Consider the following 19,727-nt stretch of genomic DNA (forward strand, 5'->3'; position numbering starts at 1 on the left):
CGGCGGACGCAGAGAAAAGGTGTTGAAAAATCGCTGATGTAGACGTTTGAAAAAAAGGTTTCTCGCAGCGGACGCAACGACAAATCGCAGCGTTCGCAGCGGAAAATTTAAAAAACGCGGTAGACACTTGAGAAAATCCCTAGTAGTATATGCTATGATTAGCGCTAAACAAAAATAATCGCTGCGCCCGCCGCGTGAAAACCTTTGCGCCCGCTGCGTGAAACAAATCGCTACGTTCGCCGCGTAAAAACCGTTGCGCCCGCCGCGTGAAACAAATCGCAGCGCCAGCCGCGTGAAAACCGTTGCGCCCGCTGAGTGAAACAAATCGTTGCGCCCGCCGCGTGAAACAAATCGCTGCGCCCGCTGCATGAAAACCGTTGCGCCCGCTGCGTGAAACAAACCGTTGCGTTCGCCGCGTGAAAACCGTTGCGATTGCTGCGTGAAACAAATCGCTGCGCCCGCCGCGTAAAAACCGTTGCGCCCGCCGCGTGAAACAAATCGCTACGTTCGCCGCGTGAAAACCGTTGCGCCCGCTGCGTGAAACAAACCGTTGCGTTCGCCGCGTGAAACAAATCGCTGCGCCCGCCGCGTAAAAACCGTTGCGATCGCCGCGTGAAAACCGTTGCGCCCGCCGCGTGAAACAAATCGCTGCGCCCGCCGCGTGAAAACCGTTGCGCCCGCCGCGTGAAACAAATCGCTGCGCCCGCCGCGTGAAAACCGTTGCGCCCGCTGCGTGAGCTCAATGCTCGAGCCACTCCCACCTAATCAAACGCTTCAATTTCCCATTTATCAAAAATCCCTGAATCATATCTTTTTTCAGCCATAAAACGTTATCTTCACGGATTAAATCTGAAGGTAAATGGCTGAAATCATAAAAACCGAAAATATTCAAAAAACCTACGTCATGGGGGTAGAGGAAGTCAAGGCACTGAAATCAGTGAGCATCACGGTGAACCGCGGCGAATATGTGGCCTTTATGGGACCATCCGGTTCCGGCAAGTCTACCCTGATGAATATCGTCGGCTGCTTGGATACACCCACTGCGGGGACCTATATCCTTAACAGCAAAGACGTTAGTGATATGACCGAAAATGAGCTGGCTGAAATCCGTAACAAGGAAATCGGGTTTGTCTTCCAGACATTTAATCTACTCCCAAGGGCCACTTGTTTGGAAAATGTAGCCTTGCCTTTAATTTATGCCGGATTTAACAAAACAGATCGGTCAGAAAAAGCGTTCTTAGCACTGAAAAGTGTGGGCTTGGAAGACCGGGTACATCATAAGCCAAACGAACTCTCCGGCGGACAGCGGCAGCGGGTAGCCATTGCCAGGGCACTGGTGAATGATCCGAGCATTATTCTGGCCGATGAACCTACAGGTAACTTGGACAGCAAGACCTCCCATGACATCATGGACCTCTTTCACGAACTGCATCAGAAAGGAAATACCATCATTATGGTTACCCACGAGGATGAAATTGCCCAATTTGCGCACAGAGTGATCCGGTTGAGAGATGGACTGGTAGAATCTGACAAAGTAAATGCCAACCCAACCATAGGCAAACAAGTCTTGATTTAGGAGCTGATTGACTAAGTGGTACGAAACGATTTATGAAAATATATACCAAAACCGGAGACGGTGGAGATACTTCTCTATTAGGAGGCAAAAGAGTCCCCAAATCCCATATCCGAATAGACGCCTACGGCACCGTTGACGAATTGAACGCATTTTTGGGTCTGTTAAAAGACCAGGAAGTTAACAGCAAGAGACATGCATTGCTCAAAGAAATACAAGATAGGCTGTTCACCGTTGGGGCGACTCTAGCCACAGTTAGTGGAGAGGTACGGGTTAAAAAACCGGATATTTTGGATGAGGACATCTTTATGCTGGAGCGGGAAATCGATGCTATGGACGAATCATTGCCTGCACTGAAAAACTTTATTCTTCCCGGTGGCCATGCATCCGTATCTGTGGCCCACCTGGCAAGGACAGTCTGCAGAAGAGCAGAGCGCTGTGTGGTCCTACTTCATGAAGTCGAACACATTGAAGAAAAAATCATCCAATACCTTAATCGGTTATCGGATTTTCTTTTTGTTTTAGGCCGTAAAATGGCCCAAGAATTGAATATTGAAGAAACTACTTGGGCACCAAGAGATTAAAATCATGAACAAGACGGTAGAAATTAACATAACAAAAACAACCACTTCAAAATTGCAGGAAACTGATTTTGATAACCTGACTTTTGGCCACATTCTCAGTGACCACATGTTTGTCGTGGATTACGCTGACGGGGATTGGCAAATGCCCAGGATCGTGCCCTACGCACCCCTTACTATCAATCCAGCTAATGCGACATTGCATTATGGACAGTCCATATTTGAGGGATTGAAAGCCTATAAAAACGAACATGGAGAAATCATCGTATTCCGTCCGGATGCCAACCACCGCAGGCTAAACGAATCTGGCAAGCGCATGTGCATACCCGAACTACCCGAAGAACTCTTCATGGAGGGTATGAGCCAACTCTTGGATTTGGACAGGGAATGGGTGCCCTCTAAGCCAGGATGTTCGCTATATATTCGTCCATTTATTTTCGCAACCGACGAATTCCTGGGGATAAGGCCTTCCTTTAAATATAAATTTATGATCCTGACCAGTCCGGTGGGAAATTATTACTCGAAACCCGTATCCGTAAAAGTAGAGACGCACTACAGTCGTGCTATCGAAGGCGGTACCGGATTTGCAAAGGCGGCTGGCAACTATGCAGGCTCCCTCTATCCCGCATTACAAGCTCAAAAACAGGGATATGATCAGCTTTTGTGGACCGATGGGAAAACGCATCAGCACATTGAGGAAAGTGGTACCATGAACGTGATGTTTGTCATAAACGGAACCCTGGTTACTGCTCCTACAAATACAGGCACTATTCTAAAAGGTATCACCCGCGACAGTATACTCACGCTTGCCCAGGAAATGGGTATGCCGCTGGAAGAGCGTTTTTTAGGTGTAAACGAGCTTCAGGAATGTCTAGAGAACGGTTCCCTGCAGGAAGCCTTCGGGACCGGTACAGCCGCAACTGTGGCACATATTCAGCGGATAAATGTCAACGACAAGGACTATCAGCTTCCCGAAAAGTCTTCCGATGCATTTTCTAACCGGGTTTTGAAAAAACTGGACGCCATCAAATACGGCTTGGAAGAAGATACCCGAGGGTGGATAAGAAAATATTGATTTGGGGCCCTGATCCCGGACGTTTGGGATCAGGACTCTTTTTTGAATCCCAAAAACCCTGTTTCCCCCCTTACACATGAGCATAAAAATCTGTATTTTTTCCGCATGTGCTGTCATGCTTTTGGGCACTGAAACCCTGGCTCAAAACATGCTCATTCTACAGCGGGGCAGCAACCAAAAAACCAGGATAACCTTCGAAGTGGGTGAATCCATCACCTATCTACAGCGTGAAATAGGCTACTACATCACCGATAACATTCGGGAAATCACTCCGGAATATATCGAACTTTCGGAAAATGTACTCTCCCTTCACCAACTGGAGGCCATAGATATCCGCCTCAAAGACGAACGGAACCGTACCCTGAAAAACCTTACCCTACTGCCTGCCGCCGGAGCAGTCCTGCTGCTTACGGCGGAAACCATCAACAGCCTCTATGCAGACGGAAGGCTCTCCTACAATAATGTGAGTTTGGGAATTGCCGGCGGATTGGTAGGCGCCAGTCTCATCATGTCCCAAGTGAGGTATAAAAAATTCAGGCTTCGGGGAAGAAATAAGATTCAGGTTATCACCCGGGAAGAGTGGGAAAACATTCAGTAAGTATTCGGGAACAAGAAATAGGTAATGCCCCCAAAATTACCCAAATTTGCACTGTAAAAAACTAAAATCAATATGACACAAGACCAGTTGAAAGACTTGAAGGCCCGCGTTTTGGCCTTGAGGAGGTATCTTTGACTACGATCGTAAGAAAGCCGAAATAGAAGAATTTGAAGCCATTTCCATGCAACCGGATTTTTGGAATGATCCCGAGGAAGCGGAAAAGGTAATGAAACAAATACAGGCCAGAAAAGCCTGGACCAATGCCTTCGATACCCTCGATACAGGTATTGGGGATTTGGAAGTATTGCAAGAGTTTTACGCTGCCGGAGATGTCTCCGAGGCGGAAATCAAAAAGGAATTCCAAAAGATAAGCAAGGCACTGGAAGAACTGGAGCTTAAAAAAATGCTCAGCAGCGAGGAAGACCAACTTAACGCCATGCTGGAAATCAACCCGGGTGCCGGCGGGACGGAAAGCAACGACTGGGCCGCCATCCTGATGCGGATGTATATCATGTGGGGGGAGAAAAACGGATACAAAGTCCGTGAGGTCGACCTTCAGGAAGGAGAAGTCGCAGGTATCAAGTCCGTTACTCTGGAGTTTGAAGGACCCTTGGCGTATGGCTTCTTGAAGTCAGAAATAGGTGTTCACCGGCTGGTGCGGATTTCTCCTTTTGACAGTGGAGGAAGAAGGCATACTTCTTTTGCTTCCGTTTATGCATATCCCGTGGTGGACGATACCATTAATATCGAGATTAATCCCTCAGACATAGAACTGCACACCTCCCGCTCGGGTGGTGCCGGTGGTCAGAATGTCAACAAGGTGGAAACCAAGGTGCAGTTGACACACAAACCCACGGGAATTGTGGTTGTCTGCCAGATCGAACGCTCCCAACTGGCGAACCGTGAAAAAGCAATGCAAATGCTAAAATCCCGACTGTACCAGTTGGAAATGGAGAAACGAAACGCCGAACGGGCCAAGGTGGAATCCGGGAAGATGAGGATCGACTTCGGATCCCAGATCCGGAACTACGTACTTCACCCCTACAAGCTGGCCAAAGATGCGCGGACCGGACATGAAACCTCAGATGTGCAGGCTGTTTTGGATGGGGATCTGAACGATTTTATCAAGGCATTTCTGCTCGCCCAAAACGAGGAAGCAGTAAAGGATTCTTAAAAACACACTACTAAGGGCCGGAAATTTCCGGCCTTTTTTCGATTAGATGAACACGAAGTCCACCTCCATCTATACCATTGACTTTCACCTGTTATGTCTGAGTTACTTTTTGTTTTTCAGCAGCTTCAATATGATTATTCCCGAGCTGCCGGGGTACTTGAGCAGCATAGGAGGAGAGGACTACAAAGGGTATATTATTGCACTGTTCACCCTCTCAGCAGGTCTATCCCGACCTTTTAGCGGAAAGTTGGCAGACAAAATTGGTCGCATACCGGTGATGGTCACGGGTGTGGTCGTCTGTGTGGTTGTCAGCCTGCTTTATCCCCTGATGACTACAGTGAGTGGGTTTTTGTTTTTACGCTTTCTCCACGGTTTTTCCACGGGGTTTACCCCAACCGGTTCGGCGGCCTATCTGGCCGATATCATTCCTTTTGGCAAACGCGGCGAGGCCATGGGCATACAGTCCCTGTTTGGCTCTCTGGGAATGGCTGCGGGACCTGCTGTCGGAGGATATATCGCAACAATATGGGGTGTAGAACCTTTGTTTTATCTTTCCGCATTTATCTCACTCCTTTCCATCCTAATTCTCTACCGGCTTAAGGAGACTTTGCCGGAAAAGGAAAAACTGCGTCTCAGCCACCTAAGACTTGGCAGAAATGAAATCCTGGAAAAACGGGTCTTTGCGCCTTCTATAGTGCTTATATTTTCCGTGTTTTCCTTTGGCGTGGTATTGACCATTATCCCGGATTTCTCCGAACATTTGGGCATCAGTAACAAAGGCTTATTCTTTGCTGTGTTTACAGTGGCGTCCCTCGCTATACGGGTGTTAGCTGGCAAGGCATCGGACAAATATGGACGAATTCCGGTACTAAAAGCGGCTACGCTTACCATGGTTGTAGCCATGCTGACGGTAGCATTTGCGGATAGCAAATTGATGCTGCTGACAGGAGCGGTATTATATGGTTTTTCTATCGGCATGAACAATCCCACCCTCACGGCATGGACGATAGATCTTTCGCTGGAAAAGTTTCGGGGCAGGGCCTTGGCCACCATGTATATTGCCCTGGAGGCCGGCATTGGATTGGGTGCCTTGGCTTCCGGCTGGATTTTTGCGAATAAGGTCGAGAATTTTTCGTTGATTTTTTTTATATGCGCCGGTACGGCGGGAGTTGCATTTATGCTGCTATGGTTTGTGCCAAGGCCTGAGAGGAATATGGTATCGGGAGGGAAATGAAATATGGTGGAAATATAGCCTACGGCTGAAATATGGTGGAAATATTTTTTAAATCGGAACAGGGATTGTAGATTTAGGATTGAATTATATATTCTTGATGAATTCAATCTCTGTTAAAAGTCTGATTGGTGGGATTTTTTGTGTTAATTCCAAGCCTTCTATATTAATGGTTAATTGTTAATGGCTCATTATCAATAATGGAATAGGGATAAAATGGTCTAACCTCTCAAATGCCGGGGTTTTCTAACCCTGGATTTGATTGATGATTCATTCGATTGTATTTTGGCAACGGGACTGGTCGAAGAAGCAAGGTTTTTGGCGCCAAAACCCAACTATGTTAATCCCTGCCTTCCCGTCGGTTGGAAAACCGTTACCGATCCCGGAGTTGTCAGAATTTGTCCGAGAGATGAGAATAGTCGGTTCCGACACAAGACGCTGTACCAACCGGGCTCGGGTTTTGGAGGTTAGGGTACTGCCGAATTAACGGTTTGTGCGGCCAAAACTCCATAAATACGTTATTTCTGAACCCCCGGGTTGAAACCCGGGGCTATTATATCGGCCATCCCTCTGGGATTTTATGATTGTGGTCAGGACGAGGCATCGAATCTTTGGAAGAAAAAAAACAACTTTCTTGATGTCATCGATCGCCCTCCCAGAGGGTTGGGTGGTACATTGTTACAGCAACGAATAGTTTTTAACTCATATGATCTCGTATGTTCAAAAACATATAAATTATATAGTGTCGACGCGTATATAGTGAATGCGTTCCAAATTTAATCAGCCACTGTTGAACCCACTGGTTTACTTACACCATACTCATACGCCCGATAAAGCAGTACCAATCCCAATACCTCCACGACAGTCAATAATACCAATCCTGGCAGTGCTAGCACCACACTGAGGAAGGCCAGTCCGGTTAGGATGGTAAGAATTCCCGTAACCAGTGCCAAATTCCCAAAGCGCTTCTGATAGGCAATTAATCCCACACCAAACACAGGATAAAGTACTCCTGCCAGGATTGATTGGCTAACAAGAATACCTTCCCGAGAAATGTAATCATTAAAGAACATCAACAAGTCCGAAGAAAGGCACAGCACCGTACCCGCAGCTAACAAAATACTGCCTAGCTTTATCCAGCTATTTCGAAACGCATTTCCCATAGCAAAAAACCCTCCCATATACCCTAGGAAAGATACCGCAACGCCTACTTTGATTAGGGTATATAATAGCGGTGAAATGGTTGCACTCCCGTCAGAAATCAGTTGAAATTCCAAATAGGCTTCTACAAATGCAAGAATAAGGTAAATACCTCCGGCTATAAGTCCCCTTAAAAACCATGCGGCAATCCTGGGATCAAGAGACGGAGAAGCTTCGGAATCATTTTGCCGAAATTCATAATTCAATGCTTCCAGTATCACCCGAATCGTATGTGGACGTGGAGTGACTTCTCCAGCCTCTATGCGCTGAATGGTCCTGACATTGATATTGCATCGCTCTACGAGTTCTTCCTGGGTCAGCCCATTGGCTTTACGAAGCTCCAGGATTTTTTGACCTAATTGGGGTTGTGTTGTCTTCATGGCGTAAATTTTTTCTTTCACAATTTTCATCATTTTTACCGATTGAAGACCTGAATTATCGAAGGATTATGCCCGACATTTACCCGACTTTTAACTTTTACAGAGCTAGTAGCCTATTTTCAAAAAAACTTCAATATAAACATCTCTCCATATAAACTTAAAACGACTTGGATACAGTAGGATCTGTCAGGATAACAAAATTCCCCAATCCTGCATGCTCATCCCACTCCGGTGCGTCAAAATCCTCTGAGGAAAAACAGCTTATGGTAAGGATATCCATTCTTTTGCGACGTCGCTTCAATTCGGCCACAGTACCCAAGTATTCATCACTGTGAAATCTTCCGTTAAGGTGAAGTATTTTGGTCTTTTTATTTTTTCTCCAAGTCTCAAAAACACTTTCGGCCATAGTTGCGTCACGGAGCAATTGGGCGTGAAAGATGGTTGGCCCCATCCCGTGGCCATGTCCCCCCATTGCCTCATTGAATTTTTTCTCATAGAAGGGATGGTAAGTGAAAATCGGCAGAGATGGCAGGTATCTTTTTGACTCTTTTGGCAAATCCTTTAAGGCATCCAGTCCTTTTCTTGACACCAAATTGGCATATCGGGTAGGTACATTGGCAGCCACCACTAGCTGACCCTTAGACTTGGCGAGGTTTACCATGGGAGAATAGTCGTCATAGTTTTTCCAAGCTCTGCCCTCCTCCCTTAGCTTGGCCTCGGTGATATGGTCCGCCAAATATTCATCCATGACCAGCTGTACATCACGCTCAAACATCTCCAGACTAAGCGTAACATCCTTGTAAACCTCTAACAGATTCTCAAAAAGCACTGCCTGAATCTGATGGGCAATACTGTCGTCATGTTCTTCTCCAAAAAACAACACATCCACATCCTCCATTGCCGCAACCAAATCCGAGATTTTGCATTCTTCGCCAGTTCGAACATCAAAGATTTTCATATACTTTTCCCATTCCTGCTGGGCAGCTAGCTGTTGCTCACAAATTAGAATACAAAAGAAGCAAAAAAGAGTTTTCATGATCGAATTGAATAAGGTTGCGCTACTTCCAAAAATAGATTTCGGAATTTCGCATATTATTTTTTCTTAGGACGGAATACCTGGATCACCTCTGCATTTGCTTCCAAGAAAGGTCCTTCGATAAGGTCAATGCAGTAAGGAATAGCAGGAAATACGGCATCGAGACACTGCCGTATCGCCGAAGGCTTTCCGGGTAGGTTGACAATCAGGCTTCGGTTTCTAATCCCCGCAGTCTGCCGGGAAAGGATCGCCGTCGGCACATAGGCCAAACTGACTTGACGCATCAGTTCGCCAAAACCAGGCATCATTTTTTGGCATACTGCCTCGGTGGCTTCCGGGGTAACATCGCGCAACGCCGGACCTGTGCCGCCTGTAGTAACAATCAGGCAGCACCCCTCACCGTCGCTTAGTTCAACCATTGTCTGTTCCAACTGATCCTGCTCATCTGGGACAACCCGATAGACAGGTTCCCAAGGAGAAGTAAGGTATTCACTGAGGGTGCGGATGATTTCTTTTCCGGATATATCCTCATATACATTGGCCGCGGCCCTGTCTGACGAAGTGATGATTCCAATTTTAATTTCTTGCATGACATGATGTTTTCAAGGATTAATCCAAAACCTGTTAGTGTTGGGCAACCCCCGCTAATTGTATTAACTTTGTTTCAAAGTAACGGATTTTTATCGGGATGAAAAACAAACGATTTACCAATGAGATAAGCAACTCGGATCCGAATATCGATTGGCACCGAATTGCTTTTCTCCTGACTTTTCACTGCTTTCCCTGGGACATGGAAAAGGCCCTTGAATTTGCTCTTTTCCGGACATTCGGGATACCTGCTATTTCGAAATTGTTGGTTGCCACGGGCGAATTTACCGAAAGGACACGTAAGCGCTATGATGATACCGAACTGATCCTCTATGAGATCCTTGAAAACGGCATGGATAGCGAGCGGGGGAGTCAGGCGATCGCCCGAATGAATGCCATGCATGGAAGGTTTCGTATAGCCAATGATTCCTATCTGTATGTGCTTTCAACCTTTATTTTCGAACCTATACGTTGGATGGATAAGTTTGGGTGGAGACCCTTCACCCAAAAGGAAAAAGAAGCCACCTTTATCAATTATTTCGAATTGGCCAAACGGATGGGGATTCAGCATGTGCCGGCTAGCTTGGATGAGTTTGAAGTATTCAACCGAAACTACGAGAGGGAACATTTTAAGTATGATCCTGCAAACCGTTTGGTGGGTCTAAAGACATTGGATCTTTTACTTAGTTTTTATCTGCCCAGCTGGTTAATACGGTTCTCCCGGCCCACGGCAATTTCATTGATGGATCCTCCACTTCGGAAGGCCATGGGATTTGAAAATCCTCCATTACTACTCGAAAAGATAATCTTAGCCGGCATGAAAACCCGGGCGGCATTCTTAAGATTTCTACCTGAATCTACTAAACCAAAACTTGGAACTCTAAAAAAACGCCATACCTATCCAAACGGGTACGAGATACAGGAGTTAGGTACCTTTCGATAATCAAGTCCACAAGGATTAAAGCTTCACTTTATTGGATAGGCACCTGTTCACTTTTTATCAGTTTTTTTGGTGTAGGGACAATGCCTGCATCCGCTTCCACAGCAAAACCCCCGGAGCAAATGATAGGTCTCTGTAAATACCACATAGGGCCCTTCCATATAAAAATGGATCCCTTCTATAAGCTTGATTTCTTGGGACATGGTTAGATTAAACTCAGAATGGTAACAGTTTTAATAACAGCGGTTTGTCTTTAATAGTTTTTTTAAAATTTCTTTAGCGAAAATCAACATTTTTTCCTGTCTTTCCGTCTATTGGATGTATCTCATTTATTTAAACAATTTATTTTACACTTTCATGAAATCGAGCATGAGGAAAATCTCACACAGTGGGACGATTATAATCCATGCGAGATTCCATGTGACCTCTAAAAAACAATTTATAAACACATGAAAAAAAATTTGTTAGTCCTACTGTTTTTGGGGATGTTTGGTTTGGAAGCATTCGCCCAACAAGAATTTAAAATCATTACGGTTGTAGAGTCCATCGTTCCAATGGGCATAGGAAGGTCCCGCATCATCGATAGCCAAACTCAAAGCAATTATGAGGAATTCACCACCGACAGAACCGATGGAAAGAAAAGCAATCAAAAAGAAATCAGCCGTTCGGATATCAAAGTCGATGAACTGGAAGAAACTAAGCTGTTGAACTTTTTCAGTGCCACAGGGATCAACTTTCAGAACATCGCATCCAATGACGCGGTGATCGCCTCCAAAGTGAATACAATGGTCGCAGATGGATGGAAACTTACCTTCGTCACCAGTGGAGTTGAGAGTAATGCCGGAGCTGATGACGGCCAGGGGATTTTTATTACCCGATTGTTTTTTTCCAGATAGAATCACAAAAAACGGCTCTAAATGCTAAAAAGGATGGCGTCACCGCTATCCTTTTTTTAATTCCAATACCGTAATTTCCGGCCAGATCCCCACCCTTCCCGAAAAGGCATGGAAGCCAAAGCCCCGATTTACATAAAGAAATCTCCCTGCTTGCTCAGCCAGTCCAGCCCAGTTGGGGTATCGGTACTGTGCGGGACTCCATTTGACAATGGGTGTTTCTATGCCAAACTGCATCCCATGGGTATGTCCGCTGAGGGTGAGGTGTATATTTTTCGGATTGTTTTTGACCTCTTCGTCCCAATGGGAAGGATCATGGGAAAGCAGAATCTTAAAATCCTGCGGAGAGGTATTGTTCAGTGCCTTTTCCAAATCCCCTTTGGCATGAAACCCAACCCCCCAATTTTCCACACCAAGGAGCGTTATTTTCTGCCCATCCTTCTCCAGGACCACATGTTCGTCCAACAGCAATCGATACCCTAATCGCTCATGCTGTTTCTTGAGGTTTTCAAAGTTTCTTTCCTTGGCTTCTTTGCTTGGCCAGGACACATAATCCCCATAATCGTGGTTTCCCAAGATGGAGAACTGTCCATAAGGTGCCTTGATTTTACTGAATCCCTCCAGCATGGGTTCTATTTCTTCCGCTTTATGATTGACCAGATCCCCAGTGAATACAAAAAGATCCGACCCTTGACCAGCTGCCAAATCTATCCCACGCTGAACAGCTTTATAGTCTTTAAAACTACCCGCATGGATATCGGATAATTGAGTGATAGTAAAGCCATCAAATGCTTCTGGCAAATCTTTAAAATAAATTGTTTGGCGAATTACCTTGAAATTATATTTTCCTTTCAGAATCCCATAAACAAATCCAGAAAAGGGAATAACAGCCACCGCAAATGCAACTTGGCTTATAAATTTTCTCCTATCCGGCAAATGGCTTGCATCTACATCTGCTTTTCCCCGCAGATAACTTATTCCTGAAGAAACTGCCCTATAAATGTCCTCCCCGAATAGAAATAAAATGATTGTGATTTGGGTGACAGTAACAGTTAGAAATAGATTTAATACTTTCTGGGAATCCGTACTGATCTGTCCCTCTCTTGAAATTCTAAAAAAAGTAAAAATTATCCAAAGCGTAATACCTCCGAACACCAACCAATAGGTAGCCATCAGTATCAATCTTGGCCGGTTGCTTTCCCAGGATTGAAACAGCGTTTTAAAACCTTGAAAGGTGTACCAGTTTAAAAAACAACTAAACAGAAAGATTGTAAGAATAAAAATAACTGGTCCGAGATTGTTCATGCGAATTTGATTTACCTTGTAGTTAATCGAAAAAATACCAAAAAGGTTTCTTTATTCCCTTAGACAATGGAGATGGTGACCTTAGCATCCAAGGTAGAAGTTGAAGGCTCATCCCCTCCCACTGTTCCATGAACAGGAAGGGTACGGCTAGGGTGATTACTACAAGCCAGTGGAATATAGTGCTCGTCTGTTAGCAGACCCAAGTTCGGATCTACCCCTACCCACCCCGCTCCGGGGATATAGGCTTCAACCCAAGCATGTAACTCATTGCCCTCATCCAACTCCGGATTAAATGCATACCCGCTGACATACCTGGAGGCGAGCCCAACCGAACGCAGTAGTTGAATCATCATCCAAGACAAATCCCGGCAGGAACCCTTCTTTATTTGGAAAGTATAATCAGGGCTCCATACATCCTCTTCCATTCGGATAATATGATCCCAATTTATATGAATATCTCCAGCCATGGACATCAAAAAAGACAGGGGATTGGTATCCTTCAAGTGTTTTTTAGCAAAGTCGGCCAGTTCAATATTTTCCTCAAACTTTAGATAGGGCATCAACAACACCCGCTCTTCCTCCTGATAGTGAAATACAGGCAATTTTGCAGCATTTATCTGCTTAATAAAATCTACGTCTATCAAAAACCCAAAAGGATTAAAGGAACCAACTTCCAATTCCATGTTTACCAAGATCTCCAGCTTTTCGGTAAATCCGGTAAACCAAACTTGAAAGTAGGGATTTCCTTCTAAGCTAAACCTTTCGTTGATTCCCAGAGGGGTTGGGGTTACTTCTATGTCGTAGGAAAGTAACTTTATATTGTCACGTTGTAGTGGCTTGAGGAATAACGTGTGCGGATTGAGTTGAACGGTGCGGTCGTAGGTATAAAGTGAATGGTGTACGATATTCAGTTTCATCAGGATAGTTGGTCCAAGTGGGGTCATGCTGTGACCTGCAGTATTCCAAATATAGGCAGGGGAATAAAATGCCTTTTGCAAAACTGATGTTTTACTTTGCTTCTTTATACTACCTACCAAAAATCATTCCCCGTCTTCAATTTCTTCGTGCTGAAATGCTTTGTTCAACACATTTGCCGGAAGCTTGTTGATGGCTTCTTTAAGACAGTTGTTCCAGTACTCGGAGATATGGTGAAGTTCGTGTTGTTCAAACCGGTTTTCTACGATGTTATATGTATCATTTTCAAGAATAACTGTATCGATGGGATAATCGACGTCGTTGGCACTTATTCGTGTTGCGTCAAATGCCAAGAATGCGCTCTTCAAGGCGAATTCCAAAGGTTCGTCAAATTTCAGTGATCGGCGCAACACTGGATTTCCAAATCCGGTGTTACCGATAATGACGAAGGGAGTACCCTGCCTTATCTCGATCCAATTGCCCTCCGGATACAGCATAAATAGCTTGGGTTCTTTGTCCTCTTCCAATTGACCGCCGATGATGGAATAGAGATTGAAATTAAGGCCTGATTCCGCCAATGAGGTTTTATCCTCTTTGGCGACACGTTTTACTTGGTCGGCAAATCCGTTAACGGCTTTGTACATTTTGTCAAAGGACGCGTCCTCTTTTTCTATCAGCTCCCCAAAATAGGTAATGGCCTTGTCCCTTACAGAACGGAGGCCTGAAGTCATGATAAAGAAGGAGTGGTTCCTTCGGTTGACTGTATATAGCTTCTTGGAGGTGGTGGTGTCACTTCCTGAAGTAATCCGGGTATCCGCCAACCCCACTATCCCATACTTCGTTTTGATTCCAATACAAAATGTCATCCTTGCCTGTTCGTTTGACTGACAAAGTTATCCTTTATTTGAAAGAAATTATCATTTATTTTATTGGAGATCTCGTTAGTTTTTTTCAGCAGGTGCTCCAAATATTCATGAAGTCCGTTTCCAATGATATTTCTCACGTCATCAAACTCCAATTTGGATCTTAATTCTCCCATTGCTTTTTCCGCACTGTTGGAGTAGCCTGACCCGTTGGACCCTGAGATTTTCATCAAGCAGGACTCGGCTTCCCGGAGGCAGTAAAAGACGGACCTTGGGAAATATTTGTTCAGCACCAAAAATTCTACTACCCCAAGCGGGTCGATGTTACCGTAGAGTCTTCGGTAAGTGTTGAAAGCCGTGACAGACTTCAGCAGCGCCATCCAGTGAAGGAAGTCCAAGGGTGTTCCCACTTCGTCGCTAGATGGAAGTAAAATATGGTACTTGACATCCAAGATTCGGGCAGTTTTGTCCGCCCGCTCCAGAAACTGTCCCAACTGCCGAAAGTGCCAGCCTTCGGTTCGCGCCACAGTATTGTCGGCCAGACCATAAAGAAGCAAGATTTGACACTTTACACTCTCGAAGAAAGCCCTTGGATCCTCCTTCGCCCATTCTCGTTTTTCAGCTCCTTTTTTTACGAAATGATAGGTTTCATTAAGTTTTTCCCAAGTTTCTTTAGTTAGGTTTTCTCGAATGATCCTGGCGTTCTCACGCGCAAAAGTGATGGATGAAATCAGCGAGTTTGGATTATCCGTATCAAACGCCAAAAACCGGATCACTTCCTTCTTAGTGAATGAATTATGCTTGGCTCTGAACAATTCATCGTCCCCGGTTGCCATTATAAGGGGTTCCCACTGCTCTTGAAGATCGCCCGGGAGGTCTAGCATCAGGTTGAAGTTTACATCGATAAAACGGGCATAATTTTCGGCACGCTCCAGGTATCTGCCTAGCCAGTATATGGAATTAGCTACTCTACTTAACATGTTGGTTGGTTTTAGTCGTTGAATAATACCCAAGTGTCTTTACTACCTCCACCTTGGGAGCTGTTGACCACCAGAGACCCTTTCTTTAAGGCTACCCGGGTAAGGGCGCCTGGGATCACTTCGATGTCACTACCATAAAGAATATACGGCCTTAGGTCGACATGTCGACCTTCAATGGATTTGTTGTCTATTATGGTCGGTACGGTAGATAAGGACAGGGTGGGCTGAGCAATATAATTGGTAGGGTTGGACTTGATCAATTGTCGGAACTTTTCATGCTCCTCTTTGGTGGCTTTTGGCCCAATCAGCATTCCATATCCGCCAGCGGCGTTGGTTTCCTTCACCACTAAATCAGCGATATTTTCAAGCACATACTTTCTATCCTGCTCTTCCCTGCAAAGGTATGTCGGCACGTTAGACAGAATAGGTTCTTCATTCAGGTAATATTTGATGATACGTGGCACATAGGCATATACTGCTTTGTCATCGGCCACTCCGGTTCCGGGGGCATTTGCAATGGCTATATTGCCAGCTTTGTACGCTTCAAAAAGCCCCGGTACTCCCAGCATAGAATCCGGTCTGAACGCCAGAGGATCCAGATATACATCGTCTATTCTTCGGTAGAGCACATCTATCTGCTCCAGCCCGTGGGTAGTTTGCATGTAAACACGTTTGTCTTTAACGACCAGGTCCAGTCCGCTTACGAGTTCCACGCCCATTTGCTGGGCGAGATAAGAATGTTCAAAATAAGCCGAATTGTGAATTCCTGGAGTAAGAACTCCAATGACGGGTTTCTGCTTGTCTGAAAGATGCTGCAGCATATTCAGCAGTTTGGTCGAATAATCAGAAACAGGCCGTACACCTAGTCTGTTAAAGAGATTTGGAAAGGCCCGCTTTATGATTTCCCTACTTTCCAACATATAAGACACCCCGGAAGGACATCTCAAATTGTCTTCCAAAATAAAGTACGCCCCAGTTTGGTCTCTAACCAAGTCAGTCCCTGTAATATGACACCAGATTCCTTTTGGAGGGGTAATCCCAATGCAGGGTTCCAGGTAGTCTTTACTTCCCAAAATCAAATCCTCTGGGACCACTTTGTCCTTAAGGATTTTTCTTTCGTTATATATATCCTGCAAAAAAAGGTTTAAGGCATGAATCCGTTGTTTCAGTCCTCTCTCCAGGATTTGCCATTCGCTACCCGGAATGATCCGTGGGATTATATCCAAATGAAGGATTTTCTCTACCCCCTGCTTGTCGTGATACACATTGAAGGTCATTCCCATAGCCATCTGGGCCTTATCGGCAGAAAATTGTAACCTACTGAGACGCTTCTGGGGGGTACTGGTAAGAAACTCATGGAAAAGCTGGGCATGAGGCCTCACATTGCCGGAGGCGTCATACATTTCATCATAAATCGCCGGATGATGGTCTTTTTCTATCTTCATGCAAATAGGTTTTGGTCTGTTATTGGTTATTATGGGAGCTTCGTCTCCCAACGGGTTGAATTTGGAGAATCATTTTTAGCTCTTAAAAGCTGCCTATCTACCTCATAATGAATGTAAACATACATCTTTTTTAAGATTTTGCTCAAGATCTCCGTTTTAACAGCATATAATTTAGCTCTTAAATTCCAATAAAGCAAAAAAAATAATCTACTTCAATTTTAAACCAAAATAAGAAACTCGCCCGCATAAAAATAGAAATTGGGTGATTTTTCCAACCAAAACCACCCAATTTTTTATTTATTTTCCGGTAATGATTTTCCGGCAAGATCCAAGATAAAAGCATATTCCATCGCCAATTCCCTAAGGGCGCGAAATCTTCCGGAGGCACCTCCATGACCGGCCTCCATGTTGGTATGGAGAAGGATCTTGGAGTCGCCGGTCGCCGTGTCACGCAGTTTCGCAATCCACTTCGCCGGTTCCCAATATTGAACCTGACTGTCATGCAACCCTGTAGTGATTAGCAAGTGTGGGTAATCTTGTTTCTTTACATTGTCATAGGGCGAATAGGAAAGCATATAATCGTAATAACTTTTTTCCTTGGGGTTGCCCCATTCATCAAATTCCCCGGTAGTAAGTGGGATTGTCTCATCCAGCATGGTAGTCACCACATCAACAAAAGGTACTGCCGCAACCACCCCCTTGAAAAGATCTGGTCGCCAGTTGATTACGGTTCCCATGAGGAGACCACCGGCACTTCCTCCCATGGCGAAAAGGCTGTCAGAAGACGTATATTTTTCCCCAATCAAAAATTCCGCACAGGCAATGAAATCGGAAAAGGTGTTTTTCTTCTGCAACATTTTTCCATTCTCATACCAATACCTGCCCATCTCCTGTCCGCCCCGGATATGGGCGATCGCAAAGACAAAACCCCGGTCCAGCAAACTCAGCCTGCTGGAACTAAATGTAGGGTCGGTGCTGTGTCCGTAGGATCCATAGGCATAAAGTAACAAGGGGTTCTTACCAGACTTCTGAAAGAGCGCTTTTTTATACACTAACGATATGGGCACTTCCGTACCGTCCTCCGCGATAGCCCAACACCTCTCGGATTGGTATTCTCCAGGGGAATAGCCACCTACAATCTCCTGTTGTTTTAGCATCGTTTTTTCCCGGGTTACCATATCGTAATCGTAGGTTGTATTCGGAATACACAGGGAATTGTATCCAAAGCGCAGTACTTGAGTATAAAACTCCGGATTGTATCCTGTCCACACCGTGTAGGTGGGTTCGTCCAATTTGATGTAGTGTTTTTGGGCGCCATCCCAGGATCTGACCTGCAACCTAGTCAATCCATTAAACCGCTCTTCCAGCACCAGGTGATTATTAAACAATTCAAAACCTTCCAGCAAGACATTTTCCCTGTGCGGTATGACATCTTCCCAATTATCCATGCCCGGTTGGATCACAGCCGTTTTTACTAGCTTGAAGTTTTTCGCATCCTGGGCATTGGTGAGGATGTAAAATTCTTCCCTTACATGTTCGATATCATATTCCAAGTCTCTTATCCTCTCCTGCACCAGTAAAAAGGGCTGGCTGGAGTCATCAGCGGGTGCAAATCGGTATTCTGAGGAAACAGTACTTTGAGAAGCAATAAAAATATAGGCCTTACTCTTGGATTTTTTCACGTGACAGGTGAAGGTTTCATCCATCTCCTCATACACGAGTTCATCGTCTTCCTGAGATGTGCCAAGTTGATGCTTGTATATTCTGTATGCTCGTAAGGTTTCCGGATCCTGTTTTGAATAGAAAACGGTACGGTTGTCATTAGCCCACACAAAGTTTCCGGTAGTGTCTGTAATTGCATCAATAAGATTCTCACCGCTTTGTAAGTCTTTCCAATGAAGTTGGTAAATTCGCCTGCCGACGTTATCCGCCGCATAGCACAAAAGCTGTCCGTCTTCAGACACACCCAATCCACCTACTTGAAAATAACCCTCGTTTTTGCCCAATTCATTGACATCCAAGAGAATTTCCTCGTCTGCTTCCAAACTGCCCGTTTTTCTACAATAAATGGGGTATTCCCCGCCGGTGACAAAGCGGTGATAATAAAAATAACCACTTTTAAAGTAGGGGACGCTGGAATCATCTTTTTTAATCCTTCCTTTCATCTCGTCAAAAAGCAACTGCTGAAATTTTTCGGTATGAGCTAGCTGTGCTTTCGTATAGTGGTTTTCTGCATCGAGATATGCGATCACTTCCGGGTCTTCCCTGTCATTCATCCAGAAAAAGGGATCAACCCGAGTGTGGTCGTGGTCGAGTAGGGTTTTGTTGATTTTTTTAGCCTTTGGAGGAGTTTTGGAAACTCTTTTTTTCATAATGTTTAAGTTGGTTGTTTTACAGGCAAACAATATTTGGAAATAGATATAAATTAATTCAAATGAAACAGTATCTTAGTCCTTAAAATCAATTCCCTATATTAATCATTTTAACCTGTTACAACTATGAGTTTGATAAAAGAGTTTCGGGATTTTGCTGTCCGTGGCAATGTTGTGGATCTTGCCATCGCCGTAATTATAGGTGGTGCCTTTGGCCGGATTGTTTCTTCCCTGGTGGCTGACATTATTATGCCCCCAATTGGTCTTTTGGTAGGCGGAGTGGATTTCTCTGACTTGGCCGTCGTACTTAAGGAGGCCGAGATTAGTGCCACCGGAGAAGAGATCGCCGCTGTCACACTCGGATATGGCGCGTTTATCCAAGTTGTCATAGATTTCGCCATTATTGCATTTGCCATCTTTATGATGGTCCAGCTAATCAATCGGCTTAAAAGAAAAGAAGCCGTAGCAGATACTATCCCTCCCCCAACTGTAAACAAGCAGGAGGTTTTGTTGGAAGAAATCAGAGACCTATTGAAAAAACAATCCGGAAATCTTCCTTAAATCAATACCCAAAAAAC

The 19,727-nt window shown here is 44.9% G+C and carries 20 protein-coding genes; 9 read left to right on the forward strand and 11 right to left on the reverse strand.

The window, feature by feature from the left end; genetic code table 11:
- Positions 1 to 230 precede the first annotated feature (230 nt).
- Entirely contained in the window at positions 231 to 755 is a 525-nt protein-coding gene (locus FQ608_RS25875) for a hypothetical protein (protein ID WP_158861415.1), read from the reverse strand.
- Positions 756 to 859: 104 nt separating this feature from the next.
- Here FQ608_RS25875 and FQ608_RS25880 point away from each other — a divergent pair, with 104 nt between their 5' ends.
- The 6 genes from FQ608_RS25880 (at position 860) to FQ608_RS25905 (ending at position 6,235) form a co-directional block, all read left to right on the forward strand.
- On the forward strand, positions 860 to 1,576 hold the full coding sequence (locus FQ608_RS25880; RefSeq protein ID WP_158861416.1) for an ABC transporter ATP-binding protein: 717 nt from the start codon (positions 860 to 862) through the stop codon (positions 1,574 to 1,576).
- A gap of 32 nt (positions 1,577 to 1,608) precedes the next feature.
- Positions 1,609 to 2,157, forward strand: a complete 549-nt coding sequence (locus FQ608_RS25885; RefSeq protein ID WP_158861417.1) for a cob(I)yrinic acid a,c-diamide adenosyltransferase — start codon at positions 1,609 to 1,611, stop codon at positions 2,155 to 2,157.
- 4 nt (positions 2,158 to 2,161) lie between these two features.
- Positions 2,162 to 3,229, forward strand: a complete 1,068-nt coding sequence (locus tag FQ608_RS25890) for a branched-chain amino acid aminotransferase (protein ID WP_158861418.1) — start codon at positions 2,162 to 2,164, stop codon at positions 3,227 to 3,229.
- A 76-nt stretch (positions 3,230 to 3,305) separates the two neighbouring features.
- Entirely contained in the window at positions 3,306 to 3,827 is a 522-nt protein-coding gene (locus FQ608_RS25895) for a hypothetical protein (RefSeq protein ID WP_158861419.1), read from the forward strand.
- A 72-nt stretch (positions 3,828 to 3,899) separates the two neighbouring features.
- A protein-coding gene (gene prfB / locus FQ608_RS25900) for a peptide chain release factor 2 (protein WP_158861420.1) occupies positions 3,900 to 5,001 on the forward strand; the annotation gives its coding sequence in 2 pieces (ribosomal slippage) (positions 3,900 to 3,959 and positions 3,961 to 5,001; 1,101 coding nt in all).
- Between the two features lie 46 nt (positions 5,002 to 5,047).
- Complete coding sequence (locus tag FQ608_RS25905) at positions 5,048 to 6,235, forward strand: MFS transporter (protein WP_158861421.1); 1,188 nt, start codon at positions 5,048 to 5,050, stop codon at positions 6,233 to 6,235.
- Positions 6,236 to 7,008: 773 nt separating this feature from the next.
- On the opposite strand, the gene FQ608_RS25910 is transcribed toward FQ608_RS25905, so the two are convergent.
- The 3 genes from FQ608_RS25910 to mog all read right to left on the reverse strand — a co-directional run bounded on the left by FQ608_RS25910 (position 7,009) and on the right by mog (position 9,438).
- Positions 7,009 to 7,812, reverse strand: a complete 804-nt coding sequence (locus FQ608_RS25910; RefSeq protein ID WP_158861422.1) for a helix-turn-helix domain-containing protein — start codon at positions 7,810 to 7,812, stop codon at positions 7,009 to 7,011.
- 157 nt (positions 7,813 to 7,969) lie between these two features.
- A complete protein-coding gene (locus tag FQ608_RS25915; RefSeq protein ID WP_158861423.1) occupies positions 7,970 to 8,848 on the reverse strand; it encodes a ChaN family lipoprotein in 879 nt (292 codons plus the stop codon).
- A gap of 56 nt (positions 8,849 to 8,904) precedes the next feature.
- Positions 8,905 to 9,438: a molybdopterin adenylyltransferase gene (gene mog, locus FQ608_RS25920; RefSeq protein WP_158861424.1), complete on the reverse strand. Its 534-nt coding sequence runs from the start codon at positions 9,436 to 9,438 to the stop codon at positions 8,905 to 8,907.
- Between the two features lie 98 nt (positions 9,439 to 9,536).
- Here mog and FQ608_RS25925 point away from each other — a divergent pair, with 98 nt between their 5' ends.
- Positions 9,537 to 10,379 (forward strand): oxygenase MpaB family protein, encoded by an 843-nt coding sequence (locus tag FQ608_RS25925; protein WP_158861425.1) that lies wholly within the window; start codon positions 9,537 to 9,539, stop codon positions 10,377 to 10,379.
- Between the two features lie 47 nt (positions 10,380 to 10,426).
- On the opposite strand, the gene FQ608_RS25930 is transcribed toward FQ608_RS25925, so the two are convergent.
- Complete coding sequence (locus FQ608_RS25930; RefSeq protein WP_158861426.1) at positions 10,427 to 10,579, reverse strand: DUF5522 domain-containing protein; 153 nt, start codon at positions 10,577 to 10,579, stop codon at positions 10,427 to 10,429.
- Between the two features lie 246 nt (positions 10,580 to 10,825).
- Here FQ608_RS25930 and FQ608_RS25935 point away from each other — a divergent pair, with 246 nt between their 5' ends.
- Positions 10,826 to 11,272, forward strand: a complete 447-nt coding sequence (locus FQ608_RS25935; protein ID WP_158861427.1) for a hypothetical protein — start codon at positions 10,826 to 10,828, stop codon at positions 11,270 to 11,272.
- 45 nt (positions 11,273 to 11,317) lie between these two features.
- Here FQ608_RS25935 and FQ608_RS25940 read toward each other — a convergent pair whose 3' ends face one another.
- The 6 genes from FQ608_RS25940 to FQ608_RS25965 form a co-directional block, all read right to left on the reverse strand.
- Complete coding sequence (locus FQ608_RS25940) at positions 11,318 to 12,574, reverse strand: metallophosphoesterase (protein ID WP_158861428.1); 1,257 nt, start codon at positions 12,572 to 12,574, stop codon at positions 11,318 to 11,320.
- Between the two features lie 59 nt (positions 12,575 to 12,633).
- On the reverse strand, positions 12,634 to 13,572 hold the full coding sequence (locus tag FQ608_RS25945) for a transglutaminase family protein (protein WP_234364411.1): 939 nt from the start codon (positions 13,570 to 13,572) through the stop codon (positions 12,634 to 12,636).
- A gap of 42 nt (positions 13,573 to 13,614) precedes the next feature.
- Positions 13,615 to 14,355, reverse strand: a complete 741-nt coding sequence (locus tag FQ608_RS25950) for a peptidase (RefSeq protein ID WP_158861429.1) — start codon at positions 14,353 to 14,355, stop codon at positions 13,615 to 13,617.
- Positions 14,352 to 15,332 carry an alpha-E domain-containing protein gene (locus FQ608_RS25955; protein WP_158861430.1) on the reverse strand — a complete coding sequence of 327 codons (981 nt, stop codon included), beginning with the start codon at positions 15,330 to 15,332 and terminating at the stop codon, positions 14,352 to 14,354. Before FQ608_RS25955 ends, FQ608_RS25950 begins: the two co-directional genes overlap by 4 nt.
- Positions 15,333 to 15,343: 11 nt before the next feature.
- A complete protein-coding gene (locus tag FQ608_RS25960) occupies positions 15,344 to 16,777 on the reverse strand; it encodes a circularly permuted type 2 ATP-grasp protein (protein WP_158861431.1) in 1,434 nt (477 codons plus the stop codon).
- A gap of 293 nt (positions 16,778 to 17,070) precedes the next feature.
- The gene (locus FQ608_RS25965; RefSeq protein ID WP_158861432.1) at positions 17,071 to 19,149 is read right to left on the reverse strand and encodes a S9 family peptidase; all 2,079 of its coding nucleotides are present in this window, start codon (positions 19,147 to 19,149) and stop codon (positions 17,071 to 17,073) included.
- Between the two features lie 126 nt (positions 19,150 to 19,275).
- On the opposite strand from FQ608_RS25965, the gene mscL reads away from it, so the two are divergent.
- Positions 19,276 to 19,710 (forward strand): large-conductance mechanosensitive channel protein MscL, encoded by a 435-nt coding sequence (gene mscL / locus FQ608_RS25970; RefSeq protein ID WP_158861433.1) that lies wholly within the window; start codon positions 19,276 to 19,278, stop codon positions 19,708 to 19,710.
- The last annotated feature ends 17 nt before the right edge of the window (positions 19,711 to 19,727 follow it).

It is taken from the genome of Lunatibacter salilacus, assembly GCF_009797935.1.
GTDB lineage: Bacteria > Bacteroidota > Bacteroidia > Cytophagales > Cyclobacteriaceae > Lunatibacter > Lunatibacter salilacus.

Excerpts from the sequence above, each read along its gene's own strand:
- FQ608_RS25880 (WP_158861416.1), top strand. The coding sequence starts at position 860 with ATGGCTGAAATCATAAAAACCGAAAATATTCAAAAAACCTACGTCATG.
- FQ608_RS25885 (WP_158861417.1), top strand. The coding sequence starts at position 1,609 with ATGAAAATATATACCAAAACCGGAGACGGTGGAGATACTTCTCTATTA.
- FQ608_RS25890 (WP_158861418.1), top strand. The coding sequence starts at position 2,162 with ATGAACAAGACGGTAGAAATTAACATAACAAAAACAACCACTTCAAAA.
- FQ608_RS25895 (WP_158861419.1), top strand. The coding sequence starts at position 3,306 with ATGAGCATAAAAATCTGTATTTTTTCCGCATGTGCTGTCATGCTTTTG.
- FQ608_RS25905 (WP_158861421.1), top strand. The coding sequence starts at position 5,048 with ATGAACACGAAGTCCACCTCCATCTATACCATTGACTTTCACCTGTTA.
- FQ608_RS25910 (WP_158861422.1), bottom strand. The coding sequence starts at position 7,812 with ATGAAGACAACACAACCCCAATTAGGTCAAAAAATCCTGGAGCTTCGT.
- FQ608_RS25915 (WP_158861423.1), bottom strand. The coding sequence starts at position 8,848 with ATGAAAACTCTTTTTTGCTTCTTTTGTATTCTAATTTGTGAGCAACAG.
- mog (WP_158861424.1), bottom strand. The coding sequence starts at position 9,438 with ATGCAAGAAATTAAAATTGGAATCATCACTTCGTCAGACAGGGCCGCG.
- FQ608_RS25925 (WP_158861425.1), top strand. The coding sequence starts at position 9,537 with ATGAAAAACAAACGATTTACCAATGAGATAAGCAACTCGGATCCGAAT.
- FQ608_RS25930 (WP_158861426.1), bottom strand. The coding sequence starts at position 10,579 with ATGTCCCAAGAAATCAAGCTTATAGAAGGGATCCATTTTTATATGGAA.
- FQ608_RS25935 (WP_158861427.1), top strand. The coding sequence starts at position 10,826 with ATGAAAAAAAATTTGTTAGTCCTACTGTTTTTGGGGATGTTTGGTTTG.
- FQ608_RS25940 (WP_158861428.1), bottom strand. The coding sequence starts at position 12,574 with ATGAACAATCTCGGACCAGTTATTTTTATTCTTACAATCTTTCTGTTT.
- FQ608_RS25950 (WP_158861429.1), bottom strand. The coding sequence starts at position 14,355 with ATGACATTTTGTATTGGAATCAAAACGAAGTATGGGATAGTGGGGTTG.
- FQ608_RS25955 (WP_158861430.1), bottom strand. The coding sequence starts at position 15,332 with ATGTTAAGTAGAGTAGCTAATTCCATATACTGGCTAGGCAGATACCTG.
- FQ608_RS25960 (WP_158861431.1), bottom strand. The coding sequence starts at position 16,777 with ATGAAGATAGAAAAAGACCATCATCCGGCGATTTATGATGAAATGTAT.
- FQ608_RS25965 (WP_158861432.1), bottom strand. The coding sequence starts at position 19,149 with ATGAAAAAAAGAGTTTCCAAAACTCCTCCAAAGGCTAAAAAAATCAAC.
- mscL (WP_158861433.1), top strand. The coding sequence starts at position 19,276 with ATGAGTTTGATAAAAGAGTTTCGGGATTTTGCTGTCCGTGGCAATGTT.